General features: G+C 68.4%; 11 protein-coding genes. 4 read left to right on the top strand and 7 right to left on the bottom strand.

From position 1 onward, the window contains the following. Nucleotides 1-228: 228 nt before the first annotated feature. On the bottom strand, nt 229-1,065 hold the full coding sequence (gene rsmI / locus ACWCO2_RS33000) for a 16S rRNA (cytidine(1402)-2'-O)-methyltransferase (protein ID WP_450131715.1): 837 nt from the start codon (nt 1,063-1,065) through the stop codon (nt 229-231). A 170-nt stretch (nt 1,066-1,235) separates the two neighbouring features. Here rsmI and ACWCO2_RS33005 point away from each other — a divergent pair, with 170 nt between their 5' ends. Then, nucleotides 1,236-2,810: a dolichyl-phosphate-mannose--protein mannosyltransferase gene (locus ACWCO2_RS33005; protein ID WP_450131716.1), complete on the top strand. Its 1,575-nt coding sequence runs from the start codon at nt 1,236-1,238 to the stop codon at nt 2,808-2,810. 51 nt (nt 2,811-2,861) lie between these two features. Here ACWCO2_RS33005 and ACWCO2_RS33010 read toward each other — a convergent pair whose 3' ends face one another. Together ACWCO2_RS33010 and ACWCO2_RS33015 are read right to left on the bottom strand one after the other, a co-directional pair. Beyond that, a complete protein-coding gene (locus ACWCO2_RS33010) occupies nt 2,862-3,587 on the bottom strand; it encodes an ABC transporter permease (protein ID WP_450131717.1) in 726 nt (241 codons plus the stop codon). Then, nucleotides 3,584-4,477, bottom strand: a complete 894-nt coding sequence (locus tag ACWCO2_RS33015) for an ABC transporter ATP-binding protein (RefSeq protein ID WP_450131718.1) — start codon at nt 4,475-4,477, stop codon at nt 3,584-3,586. Before ACWCO2_RS33015 ends, ACWCO2_RS33010 begins: the two co-directional genes overlap by 4 nt. Nucleotides 4,478-4,611: 134 nt before the next feature. Between ACWCO2_RS33015 and ACWCO2_RS33020 the strand changes: the two genes are divergently transcribed. Together ACWCO2_RS33020 and ACWCO2_RS33025 are read left to right on the top strand one after the other, a co-directional pair. Continuing rightward, complete coding sequence (locus ACWCO2_RS33020) at nt 4,612-5,790, top strand: sensor histidine kinase (protein WP_450131719.1); 1,179 nt, start codon at nt 4,612-4,614, stop codon at nt 5,788-5,790. Beyond that, nucleotides 5,787-6,383, top strand: coding sequence for a response regulator transcription factor (locus ACWCO2_RS33025; protein WP_450131720.1), 597 nt, complete (start codon nt 5,787-5,789; stop codon nt 6,381-6,383). The genes ACWCO2_RS33020 and ACWCO2_RS33025 overlap by 4 nt, the downstream gene beginning before the upstream one ends. A gap of 61 nt (nt 6,384-6,444) precedes the next feature. Here the strand turns inward: ACWCO2_RS33025 and lat are convergent, their stop codons facing one another. The 4 genes from lat to ACWCO2_RS33045 form a co-directional block, all read right to left on the bottom strand. After that, nucleotides 6,445-7,812, bottom strand: a complete 1,368-nt coding sequence (lat, locus tag ACWCO2_RS33030) for an L-lysine 6-transaminase (protein WP_450131721.1) — start codon at nt 7,810-7,812, stop codon at nt 6,445-6,447. 161 nt (nt 7,813-7,973) lie between these two features. Then, the gene (locus tag ACWCO2_RS33035) at nt 7,974-8,351 is read right to left on the bottom strand and encodes an ankyrin repeat domain-containing protein (protein ID WP_450131722.1); all 378 of its coding nucleotides are present in this window, start codon (nt 8,349-8,351) and stop codon (nt 7,974-7,976) included. Between the two features lie 177 nt (nt 8,352-8,528). Further along, entirely contained in the window at nt 8,529-9,992 is a 1,464-nt protein-coding gene (locus ACWCO2_RS33040; RefSeq protein WP_450131723.1) for a catalase, read from the bottom strand. A gap of 250 nt (nt 9,993-10,242) precedes the next feature. Beyond that, nucleotides 10,243-11,256: an Lrp/AsnC family transcriptional regulator gene (locus ACWCO2_RS33045; RefSeq protein ID WP_450131724.1), complete on the bottom strand. Its 1,014-nt coding sequence runs from the start codon at nt 11,254-11,256 to the stop codon at nt 10,243-10,245. On the opposite strand from ACWCO2_RS33045, the gene ACWCO2_RS33050 reads away from it, so the two are divergent. Continuing rightward, nucleotides 11,195-12,808 carry an MFS transporter gene (locus tag ACWCO2_RS33050; protein WP_450131725.1) on the top strand — a complete coding sequence of 538 codons (1,614 nt, stop codon included), beginning with the start codon at nt 11,195-11,197 and terminating at the stop codon, nt 12,806-12,808. The genes ACWCO2_RS33045 and ACWCO2_RS33050 overlap by 62 nt on opposite strands.

The following is a 12,808-nucleotide window of genomic DNA, read 5'->3' on the forward strand; positions in this document are numbered from 1 at the left end:
TCAGACGCCGCCTGGCTGCGGGATCCCGTTTTTATGTATGTCCAATACACGGCAAACGGGCTGTCCTCGCCAGGCGACGTCTGAGAACCCGCGGCAGTGCCGGTTGCGAGGGTGGGCTACGCGCCTGCGGCGCATGCGACCCTCGCTGCGCGGTGTCGGTCGTGCTTCGCGGTCACCAGCCGGACAGGATGAAAAAGGCTCAATGGAAATTGCGCACCGGGCCGCAGGTCAGCGGCGGGCGGCGAGGACTGCGTCGTAGAGCTCCTTCTTCCGGACCCCCGAGAGCTCGGCGACCTCGGCCACCGCGTCCTTCAGACGCATTCCGTCCGCGGCGCGCTGCTCCACCTGATCCACCAGCTCCGCCGGGTCGGCCGACGCCGCCGGCTCGGCTCCGCCGAGCACCACGGTGATCTCCCCGCGCACGCCTTCAGCGGCCCAGGCCGCCAGCTCCGCGAGGCTGCCGCGGCGGATCTCCTCGTAGGTCTTGGTCAGCTCGCGGCACACCGCCGCGCGCCGCTCCCCGCCGAGCACCTCCACCGCGTCGGCCAACGCGTCGGCGAGCCGGTGCGGCGCTTCGAAGAACACGCAGGTCCGCTCTTCCGCGACCAACCGGCTGAACCAGCGCCGCCGCTCCCCCTGCTTGCGCGGCGGGAAGCCGTCGAAGCAGAAGCGGTCCGAGGGCAGCCCGGACACCGCCAGCGCGGTGGTGACCGCGGACGGCCCCGGCAGGCAGGTCACCGGCAGCTGTTCCTCGACGCAAGCCGTCACCAACCGGTACCCGGGGTCGGACACGCTGGGCATGCCGGCATCGGTGACCAGCAAGACCGTGCGTCCCTCGCGCAGCGCGTCGAGCAGCATCGGGGCTCGTGCGGACTCGACGGCCTCGTAGTAGCTGACCACCTTGCCAGTCGGCGCGACGCCGAGAGCGCTGGCCAGCGCCCGCACCCTCCGGGTGTCCTCGGCGGCGACGACGTCAGCTGAGCCGAGCGCCTCGATCAGGCGCGCGGAGGCGTCGCGGATGTCCCCGAGGGGCGTGGCGGCGAGCAGCAACGTGCCGGAGTCCATGACCGCCAAGCCTAATCGCTGGCCCGAGCCCGCCCCGTCCGCGGGAACTACAGTTTCAATTGAAACTGTAGTTTCCACGCCTGGCGGATCACAGTTTCAATTGAAACTGTGACCCCCAGCTGCCCCGTCGCCGGACCGGGAACAGCTCTTGTCTCCTACGATCGGGGATCGTGAGCGCCCTCGTCCCCAATCCCGGTGGCCGCAGCGCCGACGACCTCGTCCACGTCGGCCGCACACCACCGGCGCGGCAACCGGGCGAGAGCGATCCGCTCCCGCTGCTGGACGTGACGATGCCCTCCGATCGGCTCCGGGGCTGGCTCGTCACCCTCGCGATCACGCTGGTCGCCGGGGTCGTGCGGCTGTGGGACCTCGGCCGGGCGACCAACGAGGGCACGCCGGTCTTCGACGAGAAGCACTACGTGCCGCAGGCGTGGCAGATGCTGCGCAACGGCGGCTACGAGGACAACCCCGGCTACGAGCTCGTCGCGCACCCGCCGGTGGGCAAGCAGATGATCGCGATCGGCGAGTGGCTGCTGGGCTACAACCCGTGGGGCTGGCGGATCATGGCCGCGCTGACCGGCACGCTGATGGTGCTGCTGGTCGTGCGCATCGCCCGCCGGATGACGCGCTCCACGATGCTCGGCGCGATCGCCGGGATCCTGCTGATCTGCGACGGGGTCAGCCACGTGCAGTCCCGCGTCGGCATGCTCGACATCTTCCAGGCGATGTTCCTGCTGGCCGCGTTCGCCTGCCTGCTGGTGGACCGCGACCAGGTGCGCAGCCGGATGTGGCAGGTCTGCGTGGACGGCCGGCTGGCCGACAGCCGCTGGGGTCCGCGGCTGGGGTTCCGCTGGTGGCGGTTCGGCGCCGGGCTGATGCTCGGGCTGGCCTGCGGCGTCAAGTGGAACGGCATCTACTACATCATGGCGTTCGGCCTGCTCAGCGTGATCTGGGATGCGCTGGCCAGGCGATCGGCTGGGGTGCCGCGCCCGTGGCGGGCCGCGCTCCTGCGCGACACCGCGCCCGCGCTGTGGTCGCTGGTGGCGATCCCGTTGCTCGTCTACTTCGGAACCTGGGCGCTGTGGTTCGCCAGCGAGACGGCCACCGATCGGCACGCCGTGCTCCTCCACGACGACGTGGGGGCCGGCTTCCTGCCGGATCCGCTGCGGTCGCTGATCTTCTACCAGTTCAACGTGCTGGACTTCCACACCCACCTGGTGACGCCGAAGACTCCGCACCCGTGGGAGTCCAAGCCGTGGGCGTGGCCGATGGGCATGCGCCCGATGCTCTACTACTACGAGTCCGGGGTGCCGGGCTGCGGCCGCACCAACTGCGTCGAGGCGACGATGTTGATCGGCACGCCAGCGATGTGGTGGCTGTCGCTGCCGGTCGCGGGCTGGGCGGTCTGGCGCGCGACGAGCCGGATGGACTGGCGCTACGCCGCGGTGCTGGTGGGCTACGGCGCGGGCTACCTGCCGTGGTTCCTGAACCTGGACCGCCAGATGTACTACTTCTACGCGACGCCGCTGGCCCCGTTCCTGGTCCTGGGAATCGTCCTGGTGCTGGGCGAAGTCCTCGGCACCCAGCAGCACAACTTCGAACGGCGCCGAACCGGCCTGCTCGCGGTGGCCCTGTACGTGGGCCTGGTGGTCGCCAACTTCATCTGGCTCTGGCCGGTCCTCAACGGAAACCCGATCACCCCGGAGCACTGGCAAGCCGAACTCTGGCTCCCCTCCTGGCGCTGAGCCGCAGGTGCCGGTTTCGCGAGTCCCCCGAGCTCGCGAAACCGGCAGGCATCAGGTGCGGGGCTCCCAGCGGAACCAGGTGCGGGAGAGCAGCGTCAGCAGGGCTGTCCAGGCCAGGAGGGAGCCGACGGCGGGGAGGACGTCGAGGGCGCTTCCGCCGGTCATCGCCGCGCGCACCAGGTCCATCGCTCCGCCGCTGGGCACGAGGTGCATCAGCGGCGTGATCTCGGCGCTCATCGACGCCCACACCGCACCGCCGATCAGCGCCATGAACCACGGCATGGTGGTGATCTGCGCCTGCTCCGAGCTCGCGGTCCAGGCGCTGGTGGCCGCGCCTGCTGCCAGGGACATCGCGGTCCCGATCAGCACGGCCAGCACCAGCGGAAACGGGTTGACCGGCGTCGGCGCGCCCATGGCGACGGCGATGGCGATCACCACGACCGTCTGGGCCAGTCCCAGCAGGACCACCGGCAGCAGCAGCCCGCCCAAGATCACCGCGTCCGACGCCTCACCGCTGCGCAGCCGCTTGAGGTAGCGGTCCTCGCGGCGGCTGGCCAGCGTCGCGGTCGTGGTGAAGTAGACGGTGAAGCCCTGGACTGCCAGCAGCTGCATGCCCAGCACCCCGGCCCAGGCGAGCGGACCGGCATCGCCGGGGATGTTGTTGGCCAGCACGAATCCGAGCAGCAGCGGCACGGTCGTCGCGCTGAGCAGCACGGCCTTGTTCCGCGACAGCAGCTTCCACTCCGTGCGCCCGAGGGCGAGAACAGCCGAAGTCATGCGACCAGTGCCTCCTCCCGGACGCCCTGGAAGACGTCCTCCAGCGATGCGTGGTGCGCGCGTAGCCCGCTCAGCTCAAGCCGACCGTCCGCCCACGACAGCAGTGCGTGCAGGTCCCGCTGCAGGTCAGGGGTGCGGACCTCGACGTGCGTGCCGGTCACGGTCACCGTCCCGGCCAGCGGCGGAAGCACCGCGTCGCGCTGGGCGTCGAAGCTGATCCGCGCGCGGTGCGCGGCCAGCACGTCGATCAGCCGCCCGGACACCGCGATCCGCCCCTCGTGCATGATCGCCAGCCGGTGCGCGAGCCGTTCGGCCTCCTCCAGGTAGTGCGTGGTCAGCAGGACTGTGGTGCCGCGCGCGAGCAGTCCGCGCACCAGGTCCCAGGTGGCGCGGCGGGATTCCGGGTCCATCCCGGTGGTCGGCTCGTCGAGGAACAGCAGGTCCGGTTCGCCGAGCAGCGCGAGCGCCAGGTCGAGACGACGGCGCTCGCCGCCGGAGAGCTGCCGGACGCGCACCCCGCGCCGCCCGGACAGCCCGACCGCAGCCAGCGATTCGTCCACATCGGACGGACGCGTGGTCAGGGCGCTGCCCAGTTCCGCCGATTCGAGCACCGTGAGGTCGCCGGCGAAACCGCCCTCCTGCAGCATGATGCCGATCCGGCGGCGGATCGAGCGGTCCTGCCGCGGGTCCTTCCCGAAGACCCGCACGACTCCGCCGCTCGGTTCCCGGTGGCCTTCGATGGTCTCCAGCGTGGTCGTCTTGCCCGCGCCGTTCGTGCCGAGCAGGGCGAACAGCTCGCCGGCCTGCACGTCGAAGTCGATCCCGCGGACGGCCTCGAACTCGCCGTAGCGGCAGCGCAGGCCCTGCACGCTGATCACTGGTGTTGTCATGGGAACCAGCGTCGTCGGAGCGGAAGTGCGCCGGTAGCGCGTTCCGTCAGCGGTCCTGCGCTGTTCTGTCAGCGAAATCGATGACTCATGTCATATCGATCGGCCGATCGCCGCGAATGTCCGATGCTGGACGGGTGAGCGTTCCCGAATTCGACCCCCGCCGCATCCGGCGCCTGCGCACTTTCACCTGGTGGTCGCTCGTGCCGCTGCAACCGGTCTACGCGGTGTTCCCGCTGGCGAACCTGGTGGCCGGTGTCGAGGAAGGCTTCTACAGCACCGTCGGGGTCGTGGTGCTGGCGCTGATCGTGCTGGCCACCGTGGTCGACGGCGTGTGGCTCTCCACCAGCCTGATGGAGGGTCTGGGTCACGGCAAGCACCGGCCGCTGCAGAACGCAGCGGTCTTCGCGGCCGCGCTGGGCGCCATGGCCTACGCGCTGGCTCAGCACCCCAGCGGTGTGCTGTGGGCGATGCCGGTCGGCGGGCTCGCCGGGATTCACGTGCCGGCCGCGCCGTACCGGCTGCGCTGGCCGCTGACGATCGGCACGGTGCTGCTGACCGGCACGGTCGCTGTCTTCGCCGGTCAGCCGAGCGACCCGATCCTCGGTCTGATCGTCGGTGCGTACGCGATGTTCATCGTCCTGATGTGCATCTTCGTGATCATCATCGCGGTGTGGTTCTGGGACATCGTGCTCGAACTCGACCGGGCTCGGACGGTCAGCGCCGAGCTGGCGGTCGCCAACGAACGCCTCCGGTTCGCCGCCGACCTGCACGACATCCAGGGCCACCACCTGCAGGTGATCGCGTTGAAGGGCGAGCTGACCGAGCGCCTGGTCGGCCACGACGACGCGGCGGCGCGCGCACAAGCCGCCGAGATCGCCGAACTCGCCCGCACAGCGCTGAAGGACACCCGCGACGTGGTGCACGGATACCGCGGCAGCAAGCTCACCACCGAACTCGAGAACGCGCGCGAGATCCTGGAAGCCGCCGGAGTTCAGACCACTGTGGATGGTGACGCGACAACTGTGCCGCCACCGCTGCAACCGCTCTTCGGCGCGCTGGTGCGCGAGGGCACGACGAACATCCTGCGGCACTCGCGCGCGGAGAACTGCCAGCTCAGCGTCGTCGTCGAGGGTTCGCGCACCAGCATCGTGCTGCGCAACGACCGCGTGAAACCACCGAACAGCGCGCCAGGTTCGGGCATCGACGGGTTGCGCCAGCGGTTCAGCACGATGGGCGGCCACGTCGAAGCGAGCCTGGTGGACGATTGGTTCGAACTGCGCGGAACCGCCGCAGAACCGGGGAGGGCATCGTGATCCGAGTGGTACTGGCCGACGACGAGGACCTGATCCGCGGCGCCCTCGCGGCGCTGCTGGACCTGGAACCGGACCTGTCGGTCGTCGCGCAGTGCAGCAACGGCGCGGAGGGGATCCGCGCGGTGCGCGAGCACGCGCCGGACGTCGCGGTGTTCGACCTGGAGATGCCCGAGCTCGACGGCGTGCAGGCCGCCCGCCAGGTCGGCGCGGAGGTGCCGGTCGTGCTGGTCACCCGCCACGCGCGCCCCGGCGTCCTGAAACGCGCCCTGCAAGCGGGAATCCGCGGCTTCGTCCCCAAAACGACGCCCGCATCGCGCCTGGCGGTGATCCTGCGCGACGTGCACGACGGCGGCCGCTACATCGACCCGGAGATCGCAGCCAGCGCACTCACCAGCGACGCCTGCCCCCTCACCGACCGGGAGCTCGAACTGCTCACCCACACCCTGCAAGGCGGCACGATCGCCACCATCGCAACGACGGTCCACCTCGCCCCGGGCACGGTCCGCAACTACCTCTCCTCAGCGATGACGAAGCTAGGCGTCTCAACCCGCCACGAAGCCGCCCGCAAGGCCTGGCAAGAGGGCTGGATCTAACGGTGCAGGGCGCTTTCGACCGAGTTGGCCGAAAGCGCCCTGCACTCGTCGAGCGTTCGGGTCAGACGAGGTCGGCGAGGGTCTTGCGGAGAGCTGCGACCGCTTCGACCAACTCCTCCGGACGGGCCGAAAGCGGCGGGCGGGCGCGCAGGGAGTCCGGACCGGACGGGAGGAACAGGGTCTTGTAGCTGTCTCGGGCGATCGCCAGGGCCTGGTCTCGCTTGGCCGGGTCGTGGAAGGTGATCGCGCACATCAGGCCGCGGCCGCGCGGGGCCTTCACCAACGACGGGAACTCCGCCGCCAGGTCGCGCAGCTCGCCCAGCAGCAACGAGCCCATCTGGCGGCTGTGCTCGAGCAGCCCCTCGGTCTCGACGACCTCGAGGATTCGGGTTGCGCGGACCATGTCGACCAGGGAACCGCCCCAGGTGGAGCTGATTCGGCTGGGCTCGCGGAACGCGTTGTCGGCGATCTCCAGGACTCGGCGACCGCCCATCACGCCGCACACCTGGAGGCGCTTGCCGAACGCCACCAGGTCCGGTTCCAGGCCGAGCGCCTGGTGGGCCCACGCCTGGCCGGTCAGCATGCCGGTCTGCACCTCGTCGGCGACGGTGAGCACGTCGTTCTCCCGACACAACTCCTGCACCGCCAGCAGGAACTGGGGTCGCAGGTGGCGGTCGCCGCCCTCGCCCTGGATCGGCTCGTAGACGAAGCAGGCGATCTCCCGGCCGTAGCGCTGCATCGCGGCGCGCGCAGCGTCGAGGGCCACCACTTCCTCGGGCAGCAGTTCGGCGCTGTCCCAGCGCTCCCCCGGTTCGATCGCCGGGCTGGGGATGCGCGGCCAGTCGAACATCGGGTAGTCGCGGATCTTCGTCGGGTCGGTGTTGGTCAGCGACATCGTGTAGCCGCTGCGGCCGTGGAAGGCCTTCTCCAGGTGCAGCACGCGGGAGCCGCGCACGCCGATTCCCTTGCGGGCGTTGAGCTTCGTCTTCCAGTCAAAGGCCACCTTCAGCGCGTTCTCCACCGCGAGGGTGCCGCCGTCTATGAAGAACAGCAGCGGCAGCTCGTCGATGCCGACCACGCGCCGGAACGTCTCGGCGAAGCGGGCCTGCTCGAACGTGGCGAAGTCCGGGTTGGACGGCTTCACCCGGCTGGCACGCACCAGCGCGGCCTCGAACTCGGAGGTCCGCAGGCCGGGGTGGCCGTGCCCGAGCGGTGCCGAGCTGAAGAACATCGTCAGGTCGAGGTACTCGGTGCCGTCGCGCGCGTCGCGCAGCTTGCAGCCATCGCCCGCGTCGAGGTCCACGACGATGTTCATCAGGTCGCCGGTGACCTGCGCTTTCAGGGCCTCCACGACGTCGGTCCCCGCCTCGCGCGGCGCAGGTACGTCAGTCGGTGCCACGTCGCGAACGGTCTCGTGCTGAGCGGTCATCTTCGGCCTCCCGGACGCCGTGTCACGCATCACTTGTCAACAAGAATTACATCAGGGTTGCAAGAAGAAGCAACATCTTTCCGACAAGACTGCGTAAAGACGAAAGATTTTCTTTCGCTGACGCCAGGAGGGTCCCCGACCGGGGAAGGAGGGAGTACGACTCAGCCGAGCAGGTGTTCGCGGCCGAACATGGTGGCCGCAGCGCGGGCGCTGGGCGTTCCCGCGTCGAGGTCGGCGCCCGCTTCGCGGAGCACCCTCACGACCTCTTCTTCGCCCTTGAACAGCGCTCCCGCGATGGGCGATTGGTCGCGGTCGTTGCGCAGGTCCGGATCCGCGTCGCGGTCGAGCAACGCGCGCACCGTGACGGCGTGGCCGTGGTAGGCCGCGAGCATGAGCAGGCTGTTCCCCGCCGGGTCGGTCGCGTCGACCGGGAGGCCGTGGTCGAGGAACTCCAGGAGCTGCTCGGTCCGGCCTTCGCGCGCCAGGTCCATCGCCAGCTCCACGACGCGCTGGATCTGCTCCGGCGTGAGTCCGCTCATGAGTGCTTCTTTCCTGGTCGGGACGAAGACCGGGGCGGCGGCCGCCGAAGCGACCGCCGCCCCGCTACTGGGTCGTCAAACCTGGGCTCAGAGCCTGTCTTCGACCCTGGTTTTTGATCTTTTGCTCTGAGGTTCCGCTACCGGCACCGCTACGCAAACGAGTTCAACAAGAAGTTCTCAGAGCTCGCCCGCGGCCAACGCCTCGATCGCCTTGCGGACGCCCTCGCCGTAGGCCGGGTCGGCCTTGGTGCAGTTGGCGATGTGGCGCTCGACGGTCGCCTGGGAGGCGCCGTTGATGGCCCGCGCGGTGTTCTCGAACAGCACCTGCTGCTGCTCCGCCGACATGTTGCGGAACAGGTTGCCCGGCTGCTCGAAGTAGTTGTCGTCGTCCTCGCGGTAGTTGAACCGGTCGGCGACGGCACCCACGGCCTGGGCCGGGTCGCGGTACGCGGACTGCTCCTGCCAGCGGCCGTAGGAGTTCGGCTCGATGCCCGGGGTGCTGCCCTGGTTGCCGTCGACGCGCATGGCGCCGTCGCGGTGGAAGGAGTTCACCGGGGACTTCGGCGAGTTGACCGGGATCTGGTGGTGGTTCACACCCAGGCGGTAGCGCTGGGCGTCACCGTAGGAGAACAGCCGGCCCTGCAGCATCCGGTCGGGCGAGAAGCTGATGCCCGGGACGACGTTGGCCGGGTTGAAGGCGGCCTGCTCGACGTCGGCGTGGTAGTTCTCCGGGTTGCGGTTGAGCTCCCACTCGCCGACCTCGATCAGCGGGTAGTCCTTCTTCGACCAGACCTTGGTCAGGTCGAACGGGTGGAACTTGTAGTTCTCCGCGTCGGCCTCCGGCATGATCTGCACGTACAGCTTCCACTTCGGGAAGTCGCCGTTCTCGATCGACTCGTACAGGTCGCGCTGGTGCGACTCGCGGTCCTTGCCGACCAGGGCCTCGGCCTCGGCGTCGGTCAGGTTCTTGATGCCCTGCTGGGTGCGGTGGTGGAACTTGACCCAGAACCGCTCGCCCTCAGCGTTGATGAAGCTGTAGGTGTGCGAGCCGAAGCCGTGCATGTGGCGGTAGGACGCCGGGATGCCGCGGTCGGACATCACGATGGTGACCTGGTGCAGCGCCTCGGGCAGGTTGGTCCAGAAGTCCCAGTTGTTCTCGGCGTCGCGCATGTTGGTGCGCGGGTCGCGCTTCACCGCGTGGTTGAGGTCCGGGAACTTCAGCGGGTCCCGGAAGAAGAACACCGGCGTGTTGTTGCCGACGACGTCCCAGTTGCCCTGCTCGGTGTAGAACTTCACCGCGAAGCCGCGGATGTCGCGCTCGGCGTCGGCCGCGCCGCGCTCACCGGCGACGGTGGAGAAGCGGACGAACAGATCGGTCTTCTTGCCGATCTCGGAGAAGATCTTCGCGCTGGTGTACTGGGTGATGTCGTTGGTCACCGTGAAGGTGCCGAACGCGCCCGACCCCTTCGCGTGCATCCGGCGCTCCGGGATGACCTCGCGGTCGAAGTGCGCCAGCTTCTCCAGGAACCAGACGTCCTGCAGCAGCATCGGGCCGCGCGGACCAGCGGTCAGGGAGTTCTGGTTGTCCGGGACCGGGGCACCGGCCACCGTGGTCAACGGTTTCTGGTTGTTCGCAGTCAAAACTGGCTCCTCGGTGGATCAGCAGTCAGTCGTTCGTCCAGTGCCCCCGAAGGCAGTTGCGAAAGCCGCCCCTGACGGTCACACCAGTACCCCAAGAGCTATCAGTTTTTCTTGAATCAGTCAATTTTAGACGCGCCGACGGCCCCTGTCGGGACGTGCTCGAGCACCGTCAGCATCAACAGCCCCGACACAACCCGCACGTCACGGGAGACCTCGGGACGCACGACCCACCCCGACACAACTCGATCAACTAGCCCCAGAGAGCAATAGGCACATATCGATCTCGGCGCCCGTCGTTCTCAAGAACATTCCCCGAACGCTTTCGAGTCCGCATGACGGACTGCCGGTCGACGATCACGGCTTTCGGGCAGATCTGCGCGAGCTGATCTTCATAGTGCCGAAGATCGCTGAGTTGCTGCACCCACAGCGTCAACATGAAATTGGCGGCGCCGAGCACTTCCGCGGCGACCCGGCAAGCCGACTGGAGCGCGAAATGTTCTCCAACGGTGTCGAGATCTCGACTGGGAACATTCGCGAACAACGTGACTTCGACATTTCCCACTGGAATTCCGCCCAGCGACGTGTCGCACCTGAGCGCGACGTAGCCCTTTCCGAGCATGCGCTCCACGCGACGACGGGCGGTCTGCTGCGAAACGCCGGCGATCCCGCCCAGCGCGTGCCACGTCGCGCGACCGTCCTCGCCCAAGGCGGCGATCAGCCGCGCATCAACGTCATCGATGGCCGCTTCGCGCTGCGGGGACAGCCTTTCCTGCGCGAGCGCTCGCACCTCGCCAGGCCCCAGCGCGTTGCCGCGCCACTCGTTGCCCTGCCGGAACGTGCGCACAACGACGAGCACCTCGCGACGGGTGACCGCATCGAGTCCCTCGAACGCCTGGTCAAGGCCATCCGCCAGGACCTGGCTGGACGACGCGATGCAGTCGACGAAAACATCGCTCTGGCCGGTCACGAGGGAGATCGTCGCGAACTGCGGCTGGTCGCAAAGCCTGGCCAGCACCGCAGGAAGACCGCTCGGCGCCGATGACACGCGAACGAAGGCCGAGGCTCCCACGGAACCGAATTTCGCTCCGGGCGCCGTGGTGACCCAAGCGTCACCACGGGTGCGCAGTCCGGCCCAGCGGCGCGCGATCGTGGCCGGCGACAGCCCCAGCACATCACCCAGGCGCTCGAGGCTCGCCCGCGGATTGACCTGGAGCGCGTTCACGATTTCGAGCTCGACCTCGTCGAAGACGGAAGAATCCTGCATCACCCTCCCCTCCAAGGCGGAATTCGTATATTTCCTCGCAACGCCGCGGTCGACTTCTACGGTATGTGTCTCAAGTCACGCAGCGTCCACCATTCTTGCTGTGGTTTCGTCTCGGAAGGACGTTATGACCGCTTCACAACCCCAACTCGCGGAAGCGACGATGCCTCGAAGAGCCATCGTGGGAATGCTCGTCGCGATGGCGACCATCGAATCGCTGAGCGGAGTCACGCAGGGATACCTGAACCCCATTCTTCCCGCGCTGGGCCCGGTCTTCAATATCGACGATCCCACCATCAGCGGGCTGTTCCTCATCTCGAACGTGAGTTTCGCGATCCTGACGCCGATCATTTCCAGGCTGGGCGACAGCTACGGATACCGGCGAATTCTGCGCATTTCAACCCTGATCACCGCTGCGGGCGCGATCCTCATGGCCGTTGCGCCGTCCATGGTCACGGTCACCGTCGGCGTCGTCGCCCTGACCTGCGTCGTCGGATTCATCCCGCTCATGATGGGAATCCTGCGCGTCGCAGCTCCCACCCACACCCGCTCGGGCGTGAGCACGCTGATCGGCGTCCTCATGATCTCGATCGGCACCGGCGGTCTGCTGGCCGGCATCGTCGGGGTTCGCCACCCCGAGCTCGGCTTCTGGGTCGGGGTGCCGTTCGCCCTCGCCGCCGTCGCTTGCACGTACGTGCTCCCCGACGTCGGAACGCCGACCCGACAGCCGCTTTCGGTGCTGCCTCTCGTGACATCGACGCTGGGCCTCCTCGGCGTCGTCGTCGCACTGTCGATGGGGCCCGAATGGGGATGGGCCGACCCGCGCACGCTCGTCGCAGGCGTTCTCGGCGTCGTCTCGCTCGCGGTCTGGATCCGCCTCGACAGCCGCCCAGCGGACGGGGCGCAACGGTTCCTCGACTTGAGGATGCTCCAGCACCGGCCGATTCGAGCCATCACAGCGGTGACGTTCCTGTTCGGCTTCTCCTCGATCTGCTACTTCGGCACGAACGGGATCTTCCTCAGCGCCGATCCCGGCGAGGCCGGTTTCGGACACGCCCTCAGCCCCCTGGCCATCGCCGTCATCCGCTCGCTGACATCCCTCGCCTCGTTCGCGGCGTCGCTCATGGCGCCACGACTCATGACGCGCATCAGCGAGCGGGCCGTGCTCGTCCTGGCCGGACTCATGCTGACGATCAGCTTCGTCGTCATCGCGGTCGCACACGCTTCGCTGATGGGCTACCTGGTCGGCTTCACGTTCTTCAACTTCGCGATCGGCCTGTACCAGGCCGCCACCCGCGCGCTGTCCGTGGAAGGCGTACCGGTCAACCAGACTTCCTCCGCCGCAGGACTGAACGAGCTCGCGCTGTCCGTTGGCATCGCCGTCGGAGCAGCGGTGATTCGGATGCTGACCTCCGCATACGTCACCCCGACGGGACGCGTGGCGCTTGACGGCCTCCTCGTCATCTGGATCACGCTGGCCGCCGGTGCTCTCGCCGCGATGTTCTTGGCCATGTCCTACCCCCGCTCCGCGGGCGAACTGCAGGAGACGAACTGA

It is taken from the genome of Saccharopolyspora sp. NPDC002376 (genome assembly GCF_053593195.1).

Coding starts and splice junctions, on each gene's coding strand:
- lat (WP_450131721.1), bottom strand. CDS start 7,812: ATGACCGCTCAGCACGAGACCGTTCGCGACGTGGCACCGACTGACGTA.
- ACWCO2_RS33045 (WP_450131724.1), bottom strand. CDS start 11,256: ATGCAGGATTCTTCCGTCTTCGACGAGGTCGAGCTCGAAATCGTGAAC.
- ACWCO2_RS33010 (WP_450131717.1), bottom strand. CDS start 3,587: ATGACTTCGGCTGTTCTCGCCCTCGGGCGCACGGAGTGGAAGCTGCTG.
- rsmI (WP_450131715.1), bottom strand. CDS start 1,065: ATGGACTCCGGCACGTTGCTGCTCGCCGCCACGCCCCTCGGGGACATC.
- ACWCO2_RS33035 (WP_450131722.1), bottom strand. CDS start 8,351: ATGAGCGGACTCACGCCGGAGCAGATCCAGCGCGTCGTGGAGCTGGCG.
- ACWCO2_RS33015 (WP_450131718.1), bottom strand. CDS start 4,477: ATGACAACACCAGTGATCAGCGTGCAGGGCCTGCGCTGCCGCTACGGC.